Annotated in this window: 15 protein-coding genes and 1 pseudogene; 8 read left to right on the forward strand and 8 right to left on the reverse strand. The window is 52.5% G+C overall.

The window, feature by feature from the left end; translation table 11 throughout:
* Positions 1 to 70: 70 nt before the first annotated feature.
* The gene (locus tag JI735_RS31955; RefSeq protein WP_039834489.1) at positions 71 to 2302 is read right to left on the reverse strand and encodes a glycoside hydrolase family 52 protein; all 2232 of its coding nucleotides are present in this window, start codon (positions 2300 to 2302) and stop codon (positions 71 to 73) included.
* Positions 2303 to 2509: 207 nt separating this feature from the next.
* On the opposite strand from JI735_RS31955, the gene JI735_RS31960 reads away from it, so the two are divergent.
* Both JI735_RS31960 and JI735_RS36575 read left to right on the forward strand, forming a co-directional pair.
* Complete coding sequence (locus JI735_RS31960) at positions 2510 to 3307, forward strand: AraC family ligand binding domain-containing protein (RefSeq protein WP_233476147.1); 798 nt, start codon at positions 2510 to 2512, stop codon at positions 3305 to 3307.
* The gene (locus JI735_RS36575; protein ID WP_233476148.1) at positions 3259 to 3414 is read left to right on the forward strand and encodes a helix-turn-helix domain-containing protein; all 156 of its coding nucleotides are present in this window, start codon (positions 3259 to 3261) and stop codon (positions 3412 to 3414) included. The genes JI735_RS31960 and JI735_RS36575 overlap by 49 nt, the downstream gene beginning before the upstream one ends.
* A gap of 40 nt (positions 3415 to 3454) precedes the next feature.
* Here JI735_RS36575 and JI735_RS31965 read toward each other — a convergent pair whose 3' ends face one another.
* Genes JI735_RS31965 through JI735_RS31975 form a run of 3 tightly spaced genes read right to left on the reverse strand, consistent with a single transcriptional unit; the run spans position 3455 to position 7823 of the window.
* Positions 3455 to 5041: a glycoside hydrolase family 43 protein gene (locus JI735_RS31965; RefSeq protein ID WP_039834480.1), complete on the reverse strand. Its 1587-nt coding sequence runs from the start codon at positions 5039 to 5041 to the stop codon at positions 3455 to 3457.
* Complete coding sequence (locus tag JI735_RS31970; protein ID WP_411830018.1) at positions 5041 to 7017, reverse strand: YjhG/YagF family D-xylonate dehydratase; 1977 nt, start codon at positions 7015 to 7017, stop codon at positions 5041 to 5043. Before JI735_RS31970 ends, JI735_RS31965 begins: the two co-directional genes overlap by 1 nt.
* Positions 7018 to 7064: 47 nt before the next feature.
* A complete protein-coding gene (locus JI735_RS31975) occupies positions 7065 to 7823 on the reverse strand; it encodes an IclR family transcriptional regulator (RefSeq protein WP_039834491.1) in 759 nt (252 codons plus the stop codon).
* Positions 7824 to 7977: 154 nt separating this feature from the next.
* Here JI735_RS31975 and JI735_RS31980 point away from each other — a divergent pair, with 154 nt between their 5' ends.
* The 6 genes from JI735_RS31980 (at position 7978) to JI735_RS32005 (ending at position 16468) form a co-directional block, all read left to right on the forward strand.
* Positions 7978 to 8892: a dihydrodipicolinate synthase family protein gene (locus JI735_RS31980; protein ID WP_039834481.1), complete on the forward strand. Its 915-nt coding sequence runs from the start codon at positions 7978 to 7980 to the stop codon at positions 8890 to 8892.
* 413 nt (positions 8893 to 9305) lie between these two features.
* Positions 9306 to 11093, forward strand: coding sequence for a sensor histidine kinase (locus tag JI735_RS31985; RefSeq protein WP_039834482.1), 1788 nt, complete (start codon positions 9306 to 9308; stop codon positions 11091 to 11093).
* Entirely contained in the window at positions 11086 to 12645 is a 1560-nt protein-coding gene (locus JI735_RS31990) for a response regulator transcription factor (RefSeq protein WP_039834483.1), read from the forward strand. Before JI735_RS31985 ends, JI735_RS31990 begins: the two co-directional genes overlap by 8 nt.
* Before the next feature lie 126 nt (positions 12646 to 12771).
* Positions 12772 to 13728 carry an ABC transporter permease gene (locus JI735_RS31995; protein ID WP_020426118.1) on the forward strand — a complete coding sequence of 319 codons (957 nt, stop codon included), beginning with the start codon at positions 12772 to 12774 and terminating at the stop codon, positions 13726 to 13728.
* A gap of 10 nt (positions 13729 to 13738) precedes the next feature.
* A complete protein-coding gene (locus JI735_RS32000; RefSeq protein ID WP_039834484.1) occupies positions 13739 to 14641 on the forward strand; it encodes a carbohydrate ABC transporter permease in 903 nt (300 codons plus the stop codon).
* Between the two features lie 75 nt (positions 14642 to 14716).
* Entirely contained in the window at positions 14717 to 16468 is a 1752-nt protein-coding gene (locus JI735_RS32005; protein WP_039834485.1) for an ABC transporter substrate-binding protein, read from the forward strand.
* A gap of 290 nt (positions 16469 to 16758) precedes the next feature.
* Here JI735_RS32005 and JI735_RS32010 read toward each other — a convergent pair whose 3' ends face one another.
* The 4 genes and pseudogenes from JI735_RS32010 to JI735_RS32025 form a co-directional block, all read right to left on the reverse strand.
* Positions 16759 to 17949: an IS256 family transposase gene (locus JI735_RS32010; protein ID WP_202676805.1), complete on the reverse strand. Its 1191-nt coding sequence runs from the start codon at positions 17947 to 17949 to the stop codon at positions 16759 to 16761.
* Between the two features lie 445 nt (positions 17950 to 18394).
* Positions 18395 to 19824 (reverse strand): annotated as a pseudogene (locus JI735_RS32015) (YfcC family protein).
* Positions 19825 to 19826: 2 nt separating this feature from the next.
* Positions 19827 to 21410 carry an amidohydrolase gene (locus tag JI735_RS32020; protein WP_039833323.1) on the reverse strand — a complete coding sequence of 528 codons (1584 nt, stop codon included), beginning with the start codon at positions 21408 to 21410 and terminating at the stop codon, positions 19827 to 19829.
* 90 nt (positions 21411 to 21500) lie between these two features.
* Entirely contained in the window at positions 21501 to 22214 is a 714-nt protein-coding gene (locus JI735_RS32025; protein ID WP_039833322.1) for a GntR family transcriptional regulator, read from the reverse strand.
* Positions 22215 to 22289: the final 75 nt, after the last annotated feature.

The raw sequence follows: 22289 nt of genomic DNA on the forward strand, positions 1-22289 counted from the left end.
CTCCTTGTATGAACTGGATTTGAATCAATTTGAATGATGATTGTAATGGTGTTGAACGCTTGGGAGTGGCTCATACTGGGATTTCCTCCTTGATCTTGGTCAACGACCGGTTGCCTGTGCCTTCGAGCAGCCATAGGATGGCGGTAACTCCCCGCGGATAATATTTGCTTCCGCCGATAAGCCCGGATAGAATCTGATCACTCCAGCACCAGTAGGACAGTTCGGGATGGAGCAGCCAGCGGACATGTGCGGCATCTGCAGCAAGTCCGGCTTCATCCCAGGGCAGCTGCAGAATCTCCCTGGCAATGAACTGGGACAGATAGATTTTGCTGAGCCAGGAGTTGTTGCTGGTAGATGACAGCTTCCAGCCTCCGTCCTCAAAGAGGCATACGCCCGGAACGAGCACATTTGCCAAATGTGTGTTCAGCGCGCTCAGATACCCGGCAAACCTGCCGTTGGGATCAAGCGCAGCTTCACAGCCGGTGAACAGCGGGAACACAAGCCCTTCGATCGCCGGGATAATGCAGGACGCATTGTCTTCATTGATAATAGCCGGAATGTAGCCCTCACTGTTCAGCTTGGAGGCTATGGACGCGGCGCATTTCTCAGCCTGCTGTCCCGCCGCTGCCGAGAGCTCAGCCAGGTCTTCCTGCCTGAAAAATTTCTCCAAGGCCACATAAGCGGCCCAGCATTTTCCTGCCATGTAGATATTATTGCGCGACTGTCCCAGGGAAGTGTCCAGACTGTCGTACGTGGTAATTTCGGCACCGCCCTCAGTGCGGGTGCTGTCCAGCCCCATCAGACCATTGCGCAGATGGCTCTCAGGATGGTCGCGGTTCAGCATGCTGTCAAAGCAGGCGCGAAGCGTCGGCAGCATATGACCGATGAACTCCCGGTCCCGGGTCTGTTCGATATAGACCAGCGCCGAGCACAGCCAGTTAACCAGCTCTTCATGGCTCATATATGAAAAGCAATCATCCAGTCCTGCCATCTCATAGGCGGAATACTGCGGCCGCGAGAACACATTGGCTACACCGACATCGTGGGTAAAGGTAATGCCCCCGGGGTATTCCTCCGTCCCGCCGGGAAATACGACCTTGTCCTCGTAGCTATAGCGGTCCACGAACAATTCCAGTTCATTTCTCACGGTCCAGGGGTTCATCACCAGCTCAAAGAACAGCTGATCCGCCGTCAAATCGAGCGTATTCATCATCCGGTATTCGCCTTCGTTCACAATCCAAAGGGGCTTGCCGTCAGCCTCCAGCAGCTGGGTGCTGCCATAATAGCTGTGAATCGCATGCGCCAGCATAAAGGACTGGTCCTCTGTAAGGCGGGCAGATTCGATCCAGGCATTGCCGGCTGCGCAGGAACCGGTCAGCTCGTCAAAGTGCTCCAAGGCATAACCTGCAACGGCTTCGATGTTTTTAAAATAGCGGGTATACGCATAGCTGGCATCTATACCTGCCGTAACCAGCCCGCCACGGTAAAAGCAGATGCCGAAGCGGTAGGTCCGCTTTTCTCCTGGAGGAACCTCCATCATAATGGCTCCTGTTCCCCCCAGCCCAAAAGCAAGATTATGCTCCAGCTTGGATTCAAGAATCTTCTCCATGGTGAAGCCGAGGGCGGTTTGCACCCCTTCGTCTTTACAGGCTATAGCCGTCAGCCGGCCTTGTCCGACGCCTTCAAATTCACCGTTGCTGGTATCCCGGAGCCTGCGCATGGAGCTGTAGGCATCGCCGCCTTCGTAGCCGAAGAAGCCTTTTCTCGTAAAGGTGCCCTGGGTATTATCCAGTGTCAATTCAGCGAATACGGCCGGCAGAATGGCGGCCTTCAGTTCCTCTTCATCCGCAGTTGCCGGATCGGGAACGGAACGCACAGGCGAGTAGATGGTAAACGTCAGATCCCCCGCATTCCAGGTATCCGTTGCCGGACGGAGGGTTCTGGTAATCTTCCCGTCTTCATATGCCTGCAAAACAATCCGGGAAGGCTGATACCAGCCGCTTGGCTTATCCCTGTCGTTTCCGCCCGGCGAAGCCGGGAACACCTCCTGCAATTCCTTGGCGGTTTCGTCCGCTTTTTCTATATCATATCTGGCGCCTGTATCTTCCACACGCTCGAAAAAGGGCAGCACGTCATACGTTTCGCCATCTCCAGACTGGAAGCCAACATACACATTCTGGTCCGCCGGCTTGCCCAGCTCCAGTCCAAGCCCCCCATTTTTTCCTTTGAAGCCCAATGTGAAGCTGGCAAAGGCCCCGATAGGTGAGTGTTGAACATTATAGAATAAATTGGTTTTTGTCATAAAGACTCCTCTCTGGAACTTCGGCTTGGGTTTCTTGGTTTCTTGGGTTACTTCACTTCCTTTGTTCATGTTCATCCTAACATGGCCTTCAGGGTGCGAACATTGTCAAATCAAGCAGATATTTACCCAAATCAAGCTGAATCCTGCTATAGTGTTAGAAAGGATATATTTTAGATTGAATGCAACTATTTCAAAAGGAGAGTCTGTATGGTATCAGCCTTTATACCGCCTGTCCACGGCCACAGCATCAGCGAGACGATCATCCCCGATGTGAAAACAACACTGAACTTATTCGGCATGCATCTGCGGAAGGTGCGCGGAGAATGGGAGTATCCCGTTCACGCCCATCCGCAATACGAATTTAATTATGTGCTTGAGGGCGAGCAGCAGCTTGTCGTCAATAACCGCAGCTATATGCAGAAGGCCGGAGATCTGGTCTTGTTAAGACCAGGCGATTCCCACTCCAGCAAAAGCGGCAACGGCAAACCCTTCACTTATTTCTGCATTCATTTTGACATCGATGACAAGATTCTGATCTCACTGCTCAGCCGCCTGAATCATGTTCTCTTCGAATCCGGCAGCACCATTACCCATAAATTAGGCCCTGTCTTCACCAGGCTGGTGGAGATTTCAAGCACCATCTCTGGAGATATCACCATGTCGCAGCGGATGAGGCTGCAGTCTACGGTGTTTGAGCTGTTCGGGCAGCTGTGGGAAGCCTTTTCCATCGAGGCGAATTTACCCACAACGGGCACCTACGAAAAGGTAGAGCTTGCCCACCAGATCCGCAGCCGCCTGCAGGGGCTGGTCTTTCAGCAATTTCAAATGGAGCTGCCCTACGACAGCCATTATGGCATTGATGATATTGCCGCAGAGCTGGGCATCAGCGCTTCCCACTGCTACCGTGTGTTCCGGCAGGTATTCGGGGTATCGCCCGGGAATTTCTGTCCGAACAGATGCTTCATGAGGCAAAGGTTCTGCTGGAGGATTCAAGCCTGTCCGTGAGCCAGATCTCAAGCCTGCTGGGCTACCGCGATATCGCCCACTTCAGCCGCCAGTTCAAACGCTGGTACGGGAAATCACCGCGTGAGTACAGGGAAGCGGATAAATAAAAACGGACCCGCCCTTGGGAAAGGCGGTATCCGTTTTCGCTTACCTCGAATGCTCCTTATACTCAAAATAATCAAAATCTGCAGCCTGAAAGGTACCGCTGAGGTCCTGGACACACATCCCGATAAAGGTTCCCGTAAACCTGATGTACGCCGGGAAATCATCGGATAGATGATAAATATCCAGGCTGGGGCCAATCTTGTCCCAGAGGGTATTGCCAACGCTGTAATAAAATTGCGCCGACTCCCGCTCGATCAACACCTTCAGCCGGCAGCTTGCACCAGGCGGCAGAGGAGCCTGAGCACATATAGAATCCTCGTATACGCCGTCCACGGACCGGACTATCCCCAGGCACTTGCCCAGCACTTCATCATGAGTGATCCGCAAGTATACATAATCCTTCGTATCATAATAGACAATCAGCCCGGCCATCTGCTGAAAATGCTCCGGCTCAAACTCAAGCTCTGTTTCAGCACTGCAGCAAAAAGCCTGCTGGCGCAGGGCAACCAGACTCTGGCGGTGCAGGGAGCTCATCGATTCTCTTCCTTTCAGGCGCAGGAACCCTTGCCGTTCCTTCAGCGAGAGCCAGGATTCATCGGCAGGAACACGCAGGGTGCTCCAGCGCACATCCAGCTCCCGCGCGTCAAAATCATCCCTCTCCGCAGCTGCCGGAAAGGGGTGAGCCGGAATATCCGGGCCTTCGACAGTAACGGAAGGCCGGTTTGTTCCATCCGCAAGGGCCAGCCATGCATCCTCTGTAAACTCGCAGCGCTGTATCGCAGTCTCCCGGCCCAAATTGCAGTACTTCTCCTTCACCGGCCGGCCGCATAAGTGAACCATATACCACTCATCCGTATGCGTGTGGACCAGACAGCCATGCCCCGCCTTTTGCAGCTCCAGCCCGCTGTTGCCGGCGGAAGTCAACACCGGATGAAGGGGGGCGGTTTCATAGGGACCTTCAATATTTCTTGAGCGGGCGACGGTCACTGCATGGTTGTACTGCGTGCCGCCTTCAGCCGTAATGAGGTAATACCAGCCGTCTTTCCGGTACAGATGCGGGCCTTCCGTCAGCCCCAGCGCGGTCCCTTTATAGATAGGAAACACCGGACCGATCAGCCGTTCCAGCTCTGCCGAATACTCCTGCAGAACAATTCCGGCGAAGCTGTTCTTGTCCGTCCGGTGATCCCAGCGCATATTGACCAGCCATTTGCGCCCGTCCGGATCATGGAACAGGGACGGATCGAAACCGCTGCTGTTCAGATAAACCGGCTCAGACCAGGGGCCTTCAATATTCCGGGCGGTGACCAGGTAATTGGGGGTATCCTTGAACGCCCCCTGCCTGCTTTTTACATCGGTATAAATCAGATAAAAGATTTCATTGTCGTAGCTGAGACACGGCGCCCACACCCCGCCGGAGTCCAGATCCCCTTCCATATCAAGCTGTGATTTGCGTGTAAGCGCATGCGTCAGCAGCCGCCAATGGACAAGATCACGGGAATGATGGATACGGACGCCGGGAAACCATTCAAAAGTAGATGTAGCAATATAATAATCTTCTCCTGCCCTGCAGATGGACGGGTCCGGATGAAAGCCGCGGAGAATCGGATTCTGAATTAGACTTCTGCTCATTAGTTCCACCCCAATGCTTGCCGGCCCGCTTCGAGTGCGGCAATGATTTTATCGGTATCATAGACACAGCCTTGCCAGGTCCCGCCGCTTACGGCCTGCAATGCTGCCCACAGTCTGGTATCATCCGGCAGTCCCGGATCAACAGCCAGGAACGGGTGAGCGGTCCGGGCGGCCAGAATGTCCACCCCTGCTTCAGGCGAGCCGGGCTGTTCGCCGTCACCAACCAGATTTACACTCCCTTCAAGCTTGACCGTATCGACAATGACCTCTACCCAGTCCCCATCCCGGAGTCTGCCAAGCGGCCCTCCCGCCAGCGCTTCCGGACCGATATGCCCGATGCAGGCCCCCGTGGACACACCGGAAAAACGGGCGTCGGTAATGAGCGTAACGTACTTGCCAAAGGGCAGATGCTTCAGCGCGGAGGTCAATTGATACGTCTCTTCCATTCCGGTTCCACTGGGACCGCGGCCGATGACCGCAAGAATATCTCCCGCCCGGATAAGTCCGTCCTTGATGCTGCGGATCGCGTCCTTTTCTGCGGTAAAAACCTTAACTCTTCCCACATGCCGGTAGACGCCTTCACTGTCCAGAACCGAAGGATCTATGGCTGCCGATTTGATGACCGAGCCTTCCGGAGCCAGATTGCCGGTGGGGAAGGTCATTGTGGAAGCAAGCCCCTGCCGCTTTGCCTCCCGGGGACTCATAATGACGGCATCCGGATCAATGCCATCCGCCTCACGCAGGCGGCTTCGCATATCCTGCCTTCTCTGCGAGGTTTCCCACCAGTCCAGGTTGTCTCCAAGCGTCCTGCCTGTTACCGTCCGCACCGAATCGTCAATCAGTCCCAACCGGCGCAGATGCAGCATCACTTCAGGAACACCTCCAGCAAGAAATACCCGGATCGTCGGATGTGGAACAGGACCGTTTGGCAGCACGCTGACCAGGCGCGGTACCCTGCGATTGACGGCATTCCAGTCCTGGACGGTTGGAATGCGCAGGCCGGCGGCATGGGCAATGGCAGGCAAATGGAGCAGCAGATTCGTGGACCCTCCAAACGCCGCATGAACTACCATCGCATTCATGATTGCCTGGTTGGTCAGAATATCCTTCATGCCCATTCCGCTATGCTCCATATGCAGCAGCGCGCGGGCAGACTGGCGCCCCATGTTCTTCCATACAGGCTGTCCCGAAGGGGCCAGAGCGGAATGGGGAACCGACATGCCAAGCGCCTCGGCAACCACCTGGGCCGTCGCGGCGGTCCCCAGGAATTGGCAGCCGCCGCCGGGAGTTGCGCAGGCCCGGCATCCGAGGTCTGCCGCTTCTTCCAGAGTCAGCTCACCATTGCTGAATCTGGCCCCGATGCTCTGCACTTTACCGGCGTCCTCCCCATGAACAGGGGGCAGAGAGACTCCGCCCGGCACAATAATCCCCGGCAGGTCCCGCATGCCAGCCAGCGCCACCATCATTGCAGGCAGCCCTTTATCACAGGCGGCTACACCGAGCACCCCTTTGCGCGTAGGCAACGAACGGATTAAGCGGCGCAGCACCATGGCCGCATCGTTGCGGTACGGCAGGGAATCGAACATGCCCGCTGTTCCCTGGGAGCGCCCGTCGCAGGGATCGCTGACATAACCCGCAAACGGAATTCCCTGCTGTTCAGTAATTTCCTGCGCGACTTCCTCCATCATCAGCCCAATTTCCCAATGGCCGGTATGGTAGCCAAGGGCAAGCGGACTGCCGTCCTCGCGCCGTATTCCCCCCATTGTACCCAGGATGAGATATTGCGGCCTGTTCAGGAGCAGCGGATTCCAGCCCATTCCCGAATTTTGCGTCATCCCGAATATTTCACCGCTTGGGGCACTCCGCAGCATTTCACCTGTAATAGGCAGCCTGCCTGCAGGGCCTGCCGCAGCAGTATGTACTGAAGCTGACTGTCCGGGAGCTTCCCGCATGATTTCTTGCAAGCTTATTTCCACTTTTGGACCCCTCTTTCTTCATGTAATCAAGCGCAAGCGGCAGAGAATTAAGCCAAGGACAGCTTCTTCCCAAGCAAGATTACTTCTTGAATCGCCGCTTCCTGCTTGTTAAGGTAGGCATGCCGCAGCATGGAGGTACTCACTGCCGCAACCGCATTCCCGGAAGCATCAAGGACCGGTGCGGCGACACAGCAGATTCCTTGAATAATCTCCTCCTGATCCACCGAATATCCGCTGCTGCGGATTTCCGCCAATGTTGCCGTGAATTCATTCCAGTCTGTTAGCGTATGTGAAGTTGCCGGAGTTAAAATTCTGTCCGGGTACCTCCGGTCCAGCTCATCCGGCGGGAGCAGCGCGAGCATCATCTTTCCCATCGCTGTCGCATGAGCCGGAAACCGCATCCCCGGGCTGGACTCCAGCTTCACCAGCGATGGCCCTTCCAGCTTGGCCAGATAGATAATTTCACTCCGGTCCAGCACCGATAGCTGAAAGGTTTCGCCAACGGCCTTAATACTCTCTGCAGAAGCCTTGAGAAAATGTTCCACCAGATTGTAGTTCTGCTTGTGCGACTCATTGAACACCTTATTGAGATAAGCCACCCCTGCCCCAAGCGCATAGGCTTCCTTCTCATCCTTCGTCACCCAGTTCAAGGCTTCCATCGTCCGCAGCAGGGAGAACATCGAGCTTTTGTTGATGCCGGTTGCATCACACAGATCGGTCATTTTATACTCCCCGGGCTTCCGGGAAATCGCCGCCAGAATCAAATCAGCCCGTTCCAGGGCGGGAACCCAATATTTACGGTCCAATCCCTCCATCCCCTTTCTTAAAGATTATTAACAGTGTCTGCCTCTTTGAGGTTGATCAGATAAACAATGTTTGGCAAAACATTGTTTGATAAACTCCCTCGAGTTCAATATAATAATCTTATGTTTATAATATCAAACTTGGAGGCGAAAACAAATGAATATTATTCATCCAAATGCAGGCATTATCCCCCCTGTTCCCACCATTCTGAATGAACAGCAGAAATTCGACCGCGGCGGAATGCAGCTTCTAATCGACAGCCTGATAGACAAAGGTGTTCATGGCCTGTTCTTCCTGGGAACTGCCGGGGAGTTCAATCAGTTCGACGCGGGGGAACGGGAAGAAATTGCAGAGTTCTGCATTAATTATACAGACGGGCGCCTCCCGGTCTGGATTGGAACAGGCAGCAATACAACCTCCGAAGCGCTGCGCCTCACCCGGCATGCTGCCCGCAGCGGGGCCACTGGTGTCGTTGTCATCAACCCTTACTACTGCAAGCTAAGCGAGGACAGCCTGTTCACGCATTATGCCGCCATTGCCGAAGCAGCAGAGCTTCCTCTGATGCTGTACAATTTCCCGGCGCTTACCGGCCAGGATTTGAGTCCCGCCTTTGTCAGACGCCTTGCGGCGCGCTACTCCCGGGTGGTTGGCATCAAGGAAACGGTAGACCAGCTAAGCCATATCCGCCAGATGATTCTGCAGGTCAAAGAAGTGAACCCGGCGTTCGCCGTGTTCTGCGGCTTTGATGAATATTTGCTGCCAACCCTTGCCGCAGGCGGAGCCGGAGCCATCGCAGCCAGTGCTAATTTTGCCCCGCAGCTGATGCTTGGCTTATACAGCAGCTTTCAGAAAAATCAATTCTCAGAGGTGCTTGAATATCACCGGAAGCTGATTCAAATTCCGCCGCTGTATGCGCTGGATGATCCCTTCATTCCCGCCATCAAGGAAGCGGTCCGTTTGGCCGGTGTTCCCGTTCCTGCCTTCAGCCATTCCCCGGCAAATCCCTGGAACAGCGGGAAGGAGCAGCAGTTGAAACAAATATTCAGCAATGCGGGGATTCCCTTTGCATAATGACAACCGCATTCGTTCCCGGAACAAAACGGCTACTCCGTCCATCCCTGGACAGTATAGCCGTTTTTAATTTGTGGTTTAAAAAGTATACCTAATTTGTCCCATCCTGCTTCCCTGCAAATGCTAGTTGGAAAAAGGATAACTATTTCGGCCGATTTGCCCGCTTACAGGTAAAATCAACTAAATTAAAGTCTACTTTTTCCCACTATTCCCTTCTGTTGAACACTTTTGAGCCGATTTAAATGGACTATTTCCACTTCGCTCCCCTTCAGCTCCCCGCCCTCACCCCGCTTTATGAAAAGTATCCAATCAAAGACAATAAATGCATAAATGATTGCATATATTAGCTTCGCAATTAACGGTATACTCTCATGTAAGCGTTATCAACAAAAAGAATGGAGGCGTTTATATTCATGTATGCCCGGATCATCACCTCGATGAACAACCTGCGCCTGCGGACCAAACTCTTCCTGTCCTTTGGCTGTGTCGCCCTGATACCGGTGCTTATTGTGGGAGTGTTCCTGACGAGTGAGCTGCGGAATATGGCAATGGACAATGCCCTGAAGCAGATTACGGCCAATGTGGACCGGGTGAAAAAAAGGACCGGCGAATTGCTGGATGTGCCACTCGACATCGCTTACCGGCTGTCCAATGACAGCCGTCTGGAGGAAGCCGCCAACCACCGCTACGTATCGGTCTATGATGTGGTGCAAGCCTACTGGAATTACCCCGATTTCCGCGAATTTGTCCGGCTGTACAGAGAAATCTCCAGCATCCGCCTTTATATCGACAACCCGACGGTTCTGGACAACTGGGAGTTCCTGCAGGCAGACGAGACGGTCACACAGGAGCCATGGTACCGCACTGCGTTGGCCCAGAAGGGGATGGTCTGCTGGAACTATATCCGCGACAACCGCGATGGGCGGTATTACCTCAGCCTGATCCGCAAAGTCAATTTTTTTAAGCAGCGGACTTCGGGTGTGCTGGTTGTGAACGTGAATACAGACAGGTTGAATGGCATCCTGAACCAGGAATCCTTTGAAACTCTGATTGTAGATGAGAACGACAACATTGTGGCTTCCAACCGCACGGAACTCCTCGGCCAAACCCTGAATGACCTGAACTTCAAGGCCGAATCCGCTGCCGGTCCAGGGTTTTATGATGTATCGATTGACGGGAAACCCTTCACAATGCTGATTGATGACTGGCAGCCGGGAGGAAGTCTGAACAGCCTGCGCATCATCTCCATCTTTTCCGTGGAAAGTATTGTCAAGGAGCCCAACCGGATTATTATGCTGGCTTCTGCTGTCATCCTCTCCGCATTGATTATGGCGATTCTGCTGATCTACTATTTCTCGCGGCTGCTCACCGGACGGATGCTCCAGCTAAGCAAGCATATCTCCAAGGTCGGTTCCGGCAATCTGGGGGCCACGCTTGTCATTGACGGTAAAGATGAAATCGGCCAGCTGGCCAGACAGTTCAATCATATGGTACGGAACATTAATGATCTGATGAGTGAGGTTCAGGAATCCAACCGGCAAAAAAACGCCATCCTGCTGAAGCAGAACGAGATCAAATTCAAAATGATGGCCAGCCAGATCAACCCCCATTTTCTTTTCAATGCCCTGGAATCCATCCGGATGAAGGCCCATGTCAGGGGCCAGGCCGATATTTCTCAAGTCGTGCGGCTGCTCGGTAAAATGATGCGCAAAAATCTGGAGGTCGGCAACCGGAGAATCAGCCTGCAAAGCGAGCTGGAGACGGTGAGCTGCTACCTCGTCATCCAGAAATTCCGCTATGATGACCGGCTCGCTTATGAGCTGCATATAGATCCCAAGGCGAATCTTGTACAGATTCCGCCGCTGATTATTCAGCCGCTGGTGGAGAACTCCGTTGTCCACGGGCTGGAGAACCGGATTGACGGCGGTATGGTCCGGGTGGATATCCGTATCGAAGACGGACTGCTCAAGGTTCAGGTATCCGACAATGGAGCCGGCATTTCAAAAACACGGATGCACGAAATCCGCCAAATGCTGGAGAGCAAGGATGACTATGAAAGCAATAATATCGGAATGCGCAATATTCATTTGCGGCTGAAGCTGACCTATGGCCCGGAATGCGGGCTTACGCTGGCAAGCCAGGAGGGCTTCGGCACGCAGATCAGCTTTGAAATCCCTTTAAGGAGTGATTCTTATGTATAGTGTGCTGATTGTGGATGATGAACTGGCAATCCGGGAGGGGCTTGCAACCCTGCTGGACTGGGAGAGCCTTGGCTATGTGGTCGTTGATACCGCGGCGAACGCCATAGAAGCGAAGCATAAATATGAGCTGCATTCCCCGGATCTGATGATTATCGATATCCGCATGCCCGGCAGAGACGGGCTGGAGCTGATTAAGGAGCTGCGGGAAGACGATCCGGAGCTGCATATCATCATCCTCAGCGGCTATGCGGATTTCAGCTATGCCAAACGCGCGATGTCTTTGGGGATCGACAATTATTTGCTGAAGCCGGTGGATGAAGATGAACTGCACCTGTATCTGACGAATCTGTCTGCAGGGCTGGCAGCGCGCGCTGCCCACCGGAAGAAGCATGCCGCCGTCAAAATATGGAGCCGGGAAATGCTGGTCCAATCCCTGCTGCTGGATAACGGCCCGCAGGCACCGGCGGCATTGGAGGGACCGGCGCAGGAGTCCGGGCTGCTCTGGGATTCCTACCAGGTGGTTCTGATCCGGCTCCTGCTCCAGGACAATGCGGACAACGGACCGTCAACGGCTGTCAAGACGAGGCTTGCAGCCAGCTTTGAAGAACAGGAATGGGGGATTGTCTTCTCCCTGGACTCCTATCTGGGCGTATTGCTGCAGCCTTCATATCAGAAGGAGCTGGTGCGCCAGCTGATGGTCCGGAATATCCGGGAAGCCGTAACCGCCCAAGGGCTGGAATGCATCATCACCGCAGGAGATATGGTGGACTCTCTGGAGGAAGTTCCTGCTTCCAAAGAGTCCGCGCTGACGCGGATGAAAGAGCATTTCTTCTACGATGAGCCGGGGATGATCGGACCCGACTCCCTTAAGCTGAAGACTGGGCTGCCGGTCAAACCGGAGGAAGTGGAACCGGGTCTGGCGCCTGTGACGGAGCGGCTGTATTTTGCCATGGATATCGGCAGCATCAACCTTCTGCCTTCGCTGATTCAGGAAGCCGGAGCGCTGATGATTGCCGCCGGTTATTCCGAAATGGCCGTAAAATCCCGTTATGTCCGCCTGGTTACCCATCTGATGAACAAGCTGTCGCTCCAGTACAGGGAGCTGGAGCTGCTGCACAGCCGAATGGATGAACAGGTCGAGCAAATTTACAAGCATACCTCCCTGCCGAAACTGCAATCCCATATCAACGGTCTCCTGGAGCAATATGCAGGCGGAATTAAGCGCGACGATATAGAGGTGTTAATAAAGCGGATGCTGGACCTCATTCACCGCCATTACCCTGAGAATCTGAAGCTGGAAACGCTGGCGGATGTGTTTACTTACAGCAGCGCCTATCTGGGCAGGCTGTTCAAGAACAGCACGGGCCTCTCCTTCAACAGCTATCTGGACAATGTCCGCATCGGAAAAGCCAAGGAACTGCTGGACCAGGGCTGTAAAATCCATCAGGCCGCAAGCGAAGTCGGCTTCAGCGATGTGGATTATTTCCGGGAAAAGTTCAAGAAGATTGAAGGCCTCTCCCCTTCCGATTACCGCAGAAAAAACTCCATATAGACGGATTTCTTTTCAGAAAGCGCTTACGAAAAAAGCAGATTTTCCCCTGTTTTTTAACTTAAATCTTCGGGTGTTTCCAGCATTCCTTGCGGATTATGATAAGGCCATATCGAAGGAGGGACATAAATGAAAGCGATTACTGCCAAAGTCCAGCCGGAGCCGAAGAAGCCAGCTTCACGCTTTTGGCCAAAGTTTCTGCAGCAGAAATACCTCTATATGATGGCTGTTCCGTTTGTGCTCTGGGCATTTGTTTTTAACTATCTGCCTTTGTGGGGATGGACGATGGCCTTTCAGAAATACAAGCCGGGCAAGTCTTTTTTCGAGCAGAAGTGGGTGGGCCTGCAGTACTTCAGGGAGTTGTTTCAGGATGAGCAATTCTTCAATGCGCTGCGCAACACCCTTGCGATGAGCCTCATGGGCCTGCTGGCCGGGTTTATTATTCCCATTGTATTCGCCGTCCTGCTGAATGAATTGCGGCAGATATTTCTGAAACGTTTTGTCCAGACCGTCTCTTATCTGCCCCACTTCGTGTCCTGGGTCGTTGCGGCCGGGATTATTACCAAGATGCTCTCCACCGACAACGGTGCGGTGAACGATCTGCTCATGAGCCTGCACCTGATTAGCGAACCCATACAATTCATGGCCAAAGGCAATCTGTTCTGGGGCATAGTCACCGCCTCGGATGTCTGGAAGGAAACGGGCTGGAACACGATCATCTATCTGGCAGCGATCTCCGGCATCGGTCCCGAGCTCTATGAAGCCGCAAGAGTGGACGGGGCCAGCCGGCTCCAGCAGGTACGCAATATTACACTGCCGGGTATCCGGACTACGGTGATTATCCTCCTGATTATGTCGATCGGGCATTTAATCAGCATCGGATTCGAGAAGCAGTTCCTGCTCGGCAACAACCTGGTGCGCGACTATTCGCAGACGCTCGACCTGTATGCGCTGAATTACGGGCTGGGGCTGGGGCGTTTTTCCTTCGGGACAGCCATTAACATTTTCAACTCGGTGGTAAGTGTGTTTCTGCTGTTCGTTGCCAACGGCATTTTCAAAAAAATAACGAAGGAAAGCATCATATAGGAGGCCCTTTATGCTGAGTAAAAAACTGGCCGCCGCATCCTGGTCGGACCGTATCTTCGATTTGGTAGTCTATGCTGCGATTACCGTGGTGACTATTGCCACGTTATATCCTTTTCTGAATGTGCTGGCGATTTCCTTTAACGACTCCACAGACAGCATCAAAGGCGGAATTACAGTCTATCCGCGCGTGTTCACGGTCAAGAACTATGAAACGATCTTTGCTTATTCCGGGCTGATGACCGGACTGAAGATTTCAATCCTGCGCACGATCATCGGCACGATACTCGGACTGGTCAGTGCCTCCATGCTCGCATTTACGTTAAGCCGGGTGGACTTTCAGGCCCGCAGATTCGTCTCCACGTTCCTGGCGCTGACGATGTATGTCTCGGGCGGACTGATTCCGGTCTACATTCTGATCAAAAACCTGCATATGATGGGCACCTTCAGTGTTTATGTCCTACCCGGTCTCGTCAGTGCATTCAATGTTTTCGTCATCCGCTCCTTCATCGACGGCCTGCCCTACGCCCTGCAGGAATCCGCCAAGCTGGACGGGGCCAATGATTTCACGATTTACTGGCGGGTCATTCTCCCGCTGACCAAACCGGCGCTGGCGACGATTGCGCTGTTCCTGGCCGTCGGCCAGTGGAATGCCTGGTTCGACACCTATCTCTACAACGGCTCCAAGGATGGGCTGACCACCCTGCAGTTTGAGCTGATGAAGGTTATCCAGAGCACAACAACCAATGCGGATAATTTCCGCGGCCGCAATATGACCGAGGTGATGGCGCAAATCTCCCCGGAATCGGTCAAAATGGCGATCACCATCGTGGTTACGGTGCCCATTCTGGTTGTCTACCCGTTTCTGCAGCGCTACTTCGTCAAGGGCATGACGCTGGGTTCGGTAAAAAGCTAGTCCGCTTCCGGTATCATCAGGCTTTGCCTGTGTATACAATACATTTTTGACCAGAAAAAGGGAGGGTTTCTATTCATGACAAGCAAGACAGCGAAACCGTACGTGCTGCTGATGGTCTTGACCTTGCTCCTCAGTGTGCTGGCAGGCTGCAGCGGTTCAAACAATACCAAGAATACGGCGGAGAGTGCCGCTGCGACTAAAGCTGCGGGCGAAGGCAATGCCAGTGCAACCGCCGAGGCTACGGCGAAAACCGAAGATTTGAGTCCGCTGACACTCTCCTTCTTCGCCGAAGACCCGAATCCGAACTGGAATAATATGAAGGATGATATCAGCAAAGTCATTACGGAAAAAACAGGCGTCACGCTGGATGCGGAATTTGCCGTGGGCGACCCGCAGCAAAAAATCGCCCTGATCGCAGCCGGCGGCGAATATCCCGACATCATCTCCGCCAAAGCGGATATCGGCAAGCTGGTCGATGCCGGGGCCGTGATTGATCTGACTGAATTAATCGATAAATATGCTCCCAACATCAAGCGTGTGCTCGGCGACAATCTCGCCCGGGCGAAATACACCAATGAAGACCAGTCCATCTATGCCATTCCGACCTGGGCGGCAATGAATGAGAAGAAATTCGTGGCCGGCGGCGGGTTCGAGCTGCAGCACCGTGTGGTGAAGGAAGCCGGGTATCCGGAAATCCGGACGGTTGCCGATTACGAGAATGTGATCAAGGCGTACCTGGAGAAACATCCCACCGATGAGAACGGCAACAAAAATATCGGGCTCTCCCTGAATGCAGATGACTGGCATATGTACATTTCCGTCACCAACCCGGCTGTAGCAACGACCGGCGGCTCGGATGACGGGGAATATTACATCGATCAGGAGACGCATGAAGCCATATACCACTTCCGCCGTCCGGAGGAGAAGGAATATTTCCGCTGGCTGAACCACATGAATGACATCGGCCTGCTCGACAAGGAGAGCTTTGTGCAGAAGTATGACCAATACAAAGCTAAAGTCGCCACCGGACGGGTGCTCGGCCTGATTGACCAGGATTGGGACTACAATGATGCCCAGCAGGCGCTTAAGACGGCAGGCAAATTTGACCAGACCTACGGCCACTATCCGGTCACGCTGACGAAAGAATATAAGGAAACCAGCTTCTGGCCTACCGGCTTCATGGGCGGCTACGGCATCTCGATCTCCAGCACCAACCCGGACCCGGTCCGCACGATCAAGTTCCTGGACTTCCTCGCTTCCGATGAAGGCCAAATTCTGAACAACTGGGGCATTGAAGGCAAGCATTATACGGTGGAAAACGGCAAACGGGTCGTTCTTAAGGAAGTTCAGGACCGCATCAACAATGACAATACTGCGTTCACTAAGGAATCCGGACTCGGCTTCTATTGGAACATAATGGTACACTACGGCGACGGTGCCAAGGACTCAACCGGCAACTATTACACCAGAAACTTCCCGGAACAGCTGGTGCTTGGCTACAGCGACGCCGAGAAGGAAACCCTGGCCGCCTACAAAGCCACCACCTGGAAGGATCTGTTCCCGAAGGAAGAGGAATTCAAGGAAAAAGCCTATGGAGCCGCCTGGAACATTGCCATTCCCGGCGAGGATGAGGTCTCCATTCTCGGCAATAAAATGAGGGATATCACGTGGAAACGGATTCCCCAGGCCATCCTGGCGAAACCGGCGGATTTCGATAAAATCTGGGATGACTACATGGCCGACCTCGACAAAGCCGGCGTGGAGAAAATGGAAAAAGGCTATACCAAATATGTGCAGGACCGTGTCGCCTTGTGGAGCAGCAAGTAAGGGGTAAGCTTCGCTTCCCCCGAAACATACAAACAAAAACGGCTGTGCCGTCCTCCATGGGCTGCGCAGCCGTCTTGGTTCTAGCGTTACCTGGAGAACGATTCCCCATGAATCCTACGGCAACTTTTTAAGTGGAAAAAGGTTACCTAATTTGCCGGAGTACCCTATCCTCGGGGTAGCGTCAAGAAGTTTGTGTAAGAAGCGTAGAGTATCTTCTCGAGTATTCGTTTTAGGTGGTAGGGGTGTTCTTGGGGTGGGGGTTCCCCCACCCCAAGAACAAGAGAAATGGGCTACTTTTCCTGCAATTCCTGGGCAGGATATCGTGCCTCAAACATCTCATTCAGTTTCTTCTTTACCTCTAGATCCCCAAAACCGCGAATCACTCGTTCGGCAAAGCGCTCGTTATACTCCACAACATCCAGATAGACAATCTTCTCTGCCGCATCCATATTGGTGAGGCTGTTCATGGGTTTGAGGCGCTTCCGAATTTCCTTATTCATTCGTTCAATGGGATTGGACGTGTAGATGGCTTCCTTAATGAGCGCTGGATACTTGTAGAACGTCAGTAAGGTCGCTAATTGCTCTTCCCATGACTGCATCTCTTTCGGGTAGAGCTTGCCCCATTTGGCCTTCACGGTATCGAATGCAGCCCGGGCCACATCCTCATCGGCTGAGGTGTAGATCGTCTTTAGATCTTCAATGACTTCGGTTTTGTGCTGCACCCGTATTTTGGGAAAGGTCGACCGAATCTTGTGAACCACACAGTGCTGTACGTCTGCCTTCGGATACGTTTCGCGGAACGCTCCATCCAGGCCGGGGAGTCCGTCAAACACGCCGAGCAAGACCTCCTGCGCTCCGCGGTCGTAAAGATCCTTCAGGACCTCCCGCCAGCCATTGGCGCTTTCTTGGCCCCCCACATAAAACCCGAGGATTTGTCGGTGGCCTTCTTCGTCAATGCCCATCGCGAAATAAACCACTTCTCCGCCGACGGTGCCACGTTTGAGTTTGACGTATAATCCGTCCAGGTAGATGACGGAATAACGCTTTTGCAGAGGGCGCTTCTGCCACTGGTGAATGTCTTCGAGGACGGTTGCCGTAATGTTGCTGACCGTCGTGGGAGAATAGTGACTGCCGAACATACTTTCAATGAACCGGGCCACATCCCGTGTCCCCATTCCGCTTTTGTACATCTGAATGACGGCCTCTTCTAACCAACCGTCCCGCCGTTGGTAGGGCTCAAACAGTTGCGTCTGGAACAGAGCCTGACGGTCACGAGGAACCTTAAGATTCTCCACATTTCCGTATTTCGTGTGCAGATTGCGCGGGTAATATCCATTGCGACTGTTGCTTGGACCGGACTCTTCCGTAGCCATGAATTCTTGGATTTCTGCTCGCATGATGGACTCTAAGTTCTCTTTCACAAATTGAGTAACAAGATTTTCAAATAGATTATTCAGCATATTTTCGGGTACAATAGTCATTGAGTAGGGTTCCTTTCTTGGTGGTGTCGTAATCCCGAGAATACCCTACTTTTTTGTTGCCTACTAGGCCCCAAATCTTGGTACACAACTTATTTTACGCCATCATCCTCGGGCAGATCTAAGTGGAAAAAGGGACACTAATTCAGCTCATTTCGCCATTGTTCAGGAAAAGTGGCCCAATTAGATTTACTTTTTCCACTTCAATCTCAGGAATTCTTAATTTCCGGAAAAATAAGTTCCCTTTTTCCAACTAGCACCTGCGAAGAAACCGGTAAGTAATTGCTAGTTGGAATTAGGATATTTAGACCAGCTACTCCCTCAGAACTCGGCCTTCGCCGCTCCAGCAACGGTAGTGTGAAGCATATAAATGTTTGTATTTAAATAAAACAAGGGGTGTTCCAAGCCGTTTCACGGCTTTTGGAACACCCCTGTTTTACGTTATGCACTACATGCCTACCGCTGAGGAAATTGCCGCAAAAATTGCTGCCACCAGCCAGAGAATCGGAAACAGCTTGAGGATCACCTTCAGCCATTGTCCAAAATTGATCCGGGCGATGGCCAGACCTGCCAGCAGCACCCCGCCTGTCGGAGAGATCAGATTCGTTAATCCATTTCCGAATTGGTATGCGGTTACTACCGCTTCGCGGTTCACACCTACCAGATCGCCTAAAGGCGCAAGCACGGGCATCGTTAAGGCCGCCTCCCCGGATGAAGAAGGGACCAGGAACGTTATAACATTGTGAACGATCAGCATGATGGTCGTGAACAAGTAGTTCGGCAAGCCTTCAAGCATGGTTGCCAGCCCGTTTAGAATGGTATCGATAATCATCCCGTTCTCGGCAACGACAAGAATTCCCGGGCCAGGCCGATGATCACCGCAGCGTAGATAAATTCTCCACAGCCTTTGACAAAATTCTCGGCGATTTCCTTCTGGCTCATCCGGGTCACAATGCCCGAAAAAATACCAAGTACAAAGAAAAGCGCTCCGATCTCGGTCATATACCAGCCTTTGCTCAAGATCCCCCAAACAATAATCCCCAAGGTAACGATAAAGCCGCCGATAATCAATTTATCCCGGTTCGAGAATTTTACTTCGATCCCGTCATTCTCCTTGATGAAGTGCTGGCGGTTCAGAATATCGTTCTGGTAGACTGCCGATTTCTCCGGATTCTTCTTGACCCGGTGTGCATACCACATCGTAAAGCCAACCGATATCCCGGTAAAAACAATCCATTCGATAAATCTCAGCCATAACTGCGGATTTCCCTGCACTCCCGCTACACCTTGCGCAATCAGTACAGAAAACGGATTGACGGTTGATCCGACATAGCCGATCTGTGTTCCGAGGAAAAGGATGAGAATTGCCGTAATGGAGTCAAAACCCAAGGCAAACATTAACGGGATAAAAATAGCATACAACGGAATGATTTCTTCACTCATCCCAAAGGTGGAACCCCCCAGGCTGAAAATAACCATGGCGATCGGAATCAGTAATATTCCTTTCGTTTTGAGCCTGCCGGCTAAAGCCATCAAGGCCCGGTCAATCGCTCCAGTCTGCAGAATGATTCCGAAGGCTCCGCCTACAATCAGAACGAAGGCCACAACATCGGCAGCATTGATAATACCCTCCATCGGCGCACTGGCTATTTGGGCCAACCCCTGTCTCAAATCCCCTTGTTCACTGATCTTGGGTACAGTGTGGTAGGTTCCCGGAATGATAGCCGTCCGGGAAGAACCATCCACCACAACCTCCTGCCGGTCAAATTGCCCGCTCGGGACAATCCAGGTCAGACCGGCAATAGCGATAATAATCAGGAAAATCAACGTATAGCTATGAGGAAGGGACCATTTCCATTTACGTTTAACTGTTTCCATTTCTACCCCTCGTTCCTGGCAGCATCATAGGTGATCTGACCGGCGGTAATCGTCAGGATCACATGTGCGTCTCTAATCTCGGTTGCTGTTGTATCCAAAAGATTACGGTCAAATACAGCAATATCAGCAGCTTTTCCAGCTTCCAAAGTTCCTGTGCGCTCCTCCATGCCGTTATGCCGGGCACCGTTGATGGTCCAAGCCTTTAAGACTTCTGCAGCAGGCATCCCCTGCTCCGGATGCCATCCTCCCGTAGGCGATCCATCCGGAAACAGCCGGAATGAAGCCGCATACAGTGAATCAGGCACACTTGTAAGGAAAAGCGGCAAGTCCGTGCCAATCGTAACCGGAACCTTGGCTTCCAGCATGGACTTGTAATTATAAAACCGGCTTTCATTTTCCTTGCCGGCCACGGCCGCCATGTAAGCCTCCTCATAGGAAGGATTCAAAAGCAGAATCTGCGCATATACTTCGGCAAAGATCCCGTTTTCGCCCATCCGCCGGATATCATCGGGATGCGGATATTCCAAATCACTGATCGAATGTCTGATCCGCTGATCCCCCCGGCGGCGGCTGCAGCCTTCGAGGATATCCACTGCCTTGCGGATAGCCGCATCCCCTTCAGCCGTAAGGCAGCATTTGATTCCATGACTGTCCGCTGCCTGCACTGCCGCTTCAACCGCTTCGTAATCAACGGGCCGCAGGGTGGTAACCCCCGGCATATCCGCATAAGGCTCCAGCATATCTCCCGTATGATCGGCTACTACACCGTCCAGCATCAGCTTATAGCCCTGAAAGCGGAGAAACTCCCCTTGGTAACGCTCTTTATACTGCAGTCCTGCGGGAATATCCAGCGGCTGCAATACAGGTTCAAGTGCGAAATGAACCCGCAGCGGCAGCTCCCCTGCAGCTTCCAGCTCTTCAAGGACCGGAAGCAGACCGCTGTGTCGGTCAAAGCCGATATCTTTTATTGAAGTAACTCCCCGCTTGGCAAGCATCCGGGCGAACTCAAGAAATTCCTGTCTGACCAATTCCCGGTCCAACATCATGTCCTTCAGCAGATGGGCACGTGATTCCGCACTGCATTCGTCAGGAGCAAACTGATACTTATGCTGGGCGAGTGTGTTCATCCAACAATAGCTTTTGGTCCGGTTAATGGCGATTACAGCCCGATCGGGAAAAGCTTCGTCTAATAAGCTTTGCCCGGGAAGCTGTCCCCAACCCTCTTCACTCCATCCGTAAGCGTATACATTTTGCTCTGAGGGACGTTTTTCCGCGTCTTGCCTAAGCAGCTGCAGGGCCTCGTCAATCGTAGCGGCATGTGTCAGATTCACACCACGGTGCATAGACATGTAACCGGTAAAAAACACGTGGTTATCATGCACACCGGGCATAATGAGTGCATCCTTCAGATGATGAACAAATGTTTTTGGCCCAATCCAATCTTCGGCTTCTGCCGGGCTGCCGACCGCGGCAATGCGTTCACCCTGCAGGGCAACAAATGCCGGTGAAACGCTATCCTCTATTCCTGTAAATACTGCATTAGACAACAGTACTCTGTCTGCAAAACCATGTGTAGCTGCTTCCATGAGTTCAACGCCTTTCTGCCGAATCTAGATACGACTTATAACGTTATATCAAAACTTCTGCTTCCCGCTTGCCGCAAGAAGCAGAATGAATTACAAAGTAAATTGATAACGGTCACCGATAATGTACTGCTTGCCTACATGAACAGGCTTACTATGCTGGTCATAAATGATTGTATTCATATAGAACAATGGCTGGCCAATCGGAATTTCCAGTAATTTCGCCTGCTGCTCATCAGCCAGGGTAATTTGCAATACAGTCTCTCCCGGCTGGTTGGGATCAATCTGATAACGGTCCCGCAGCAGCTCATACACCGAGCCTTCCAGACTTTGCTCCATTAAAAAGGAGAATCGCTCAAACGGATAATAGTTATTTTCCAGCATAAGCGGTCTTTCACCGGCATATCTTTTGCGCTGAATATAGAGCACCGGCTCACCCTGCTGTATTTGCAGCCGCTCTGCGGTTTCCTGGTCGGCCTTAATCTTCTTCCTCTCGGTTATGACGCTGTGCGAAGATAATCCATTGGCTCTGCAGGCAGCCGTAAAGCTGATAATATGCTCAATTTTGCGGCCGATTTTGTGCGCATTGACAAAGGTGCCCTTGCCCTGGCGTTTCGTCAGGTATCCTTCACTCACCAATTCCTCGATAGCTTTCCTTACCGTAATCCGGCTGACATTGTAGGTCGCGCTAAGCTCAATTTCAGTAGGGATTTTATCTCCGGGATTAAAGCTTCCGTTCGCAATGGCGGCTTGGACCGCTTTTTTCAACTGAATATATAGGGGCTCTACCTGTTCTGAATTTAACATCCTTTACCCTCGCTTGTTATATAACGTTATATTACTCTAAAGTTAGAGTAACAAACCTTTCTCTTTTTCACAAGC

It is taken from the genome of Paenibacillus sonchi, assembly GCF_016772475.1.
Taxonomy (GTDB): Bacteria; Bacillota; Bacilli; order Paenibacillales; family Paenibacillaceae; genus Paenibacillus_AQ; species Paenibacillus_AQ sonchi.

Bases quoted from the DNA above. Each gene is read 5' to 3' on its own strand.
- JI735_RS32010 (WP_202676805.1), bottom strand. From the start codon at position 17,949: ATGACTATTGTACCCGAAAATATGCTGAATAATCTATTTGAAAATCTT.
- JI735_RS31960 (WP_233476147.1), top strand. From the start codon at position 2,510: ATGGTATCAGCCTTTATACCGCCTGTCCACGGCCACAGCATCAGCGAG.
- JI735_RS32025 (WP_039833322.1), bottom strand. From the start codon at position 22,214: ATGTTAAATTCAGAACAGGTAGAGCCCCTATATATTCAGTTGAAAAAA.
- JI735_RS31995 (WP_020426118.1), top strand. From the start codon at position 12,772: ATGAAAGCGATTACTGCCAAAGTCCAGCCGGAGCCGAAGAAGCCAGCT.
- JI735_RS31980 (WP_039834481.1), top strand. From the start codon at position 7,978: ATGAATATTATTCATCCAAATGCAGGCATTATCCCCCCTGTTCCCACC.
- JI735_RS36575 (WP_233476148.1), top strand. From the start codon at position 3,259: ATGCTTCATGAGGCAAAGGTTCTGCTGGAGGATTCAAGCCTGTCCGTG.
- JI735_RS32005 (WP_039834485.1), top strand. From the start codon at position 14,717: ATGACAAGCAAGACAGCGAAACCGTACGTGCTGCTGATGGTCTTGACC.
- JI735_RS31955 (WP_039834489.1), bottom strand. From the start codon at position 2,302: ATGACAAAAACCAATTTATTCTATAATGTTCAACACTCACCTATCGGG.
- JI735_RS31985 (WP_039834482.1), top strand. From the start codon at position 9,306: ATGTATGCCCGGATCATCACCTCGATGAACAACCTGCGCCTGCGGACC.
- JI735_RS31965 (WP_039834480.1), bottom strand. From the start codon at position 5,041: ATGAGCAGAAGTCTAATTCAGAATCCGATTCTCCGCGGCTTTCATCCG.
- JI735_RS32000 (WP_039834484.1), top strand. From the start codon at position 13,739: ATGCTGAGTAAAAAACTGGCCGCCGCATCCTGGTCGGACCGTATCTTC.
- JI735_RS32020 (WP_039833323.1), bottom strand. From the start codon at position 21,410: ATGGAAGCAGCTACACATGGTTTTGCAGACAGAGTACTGTTGTCTAAT.
- JI735_RS31990 (WP_039834483.1), top strand. From the start codon at position 11,086: ATGTATAGTGTGCTGATTGTGGATGATGAACTGGCAATCCGGGAGGGG.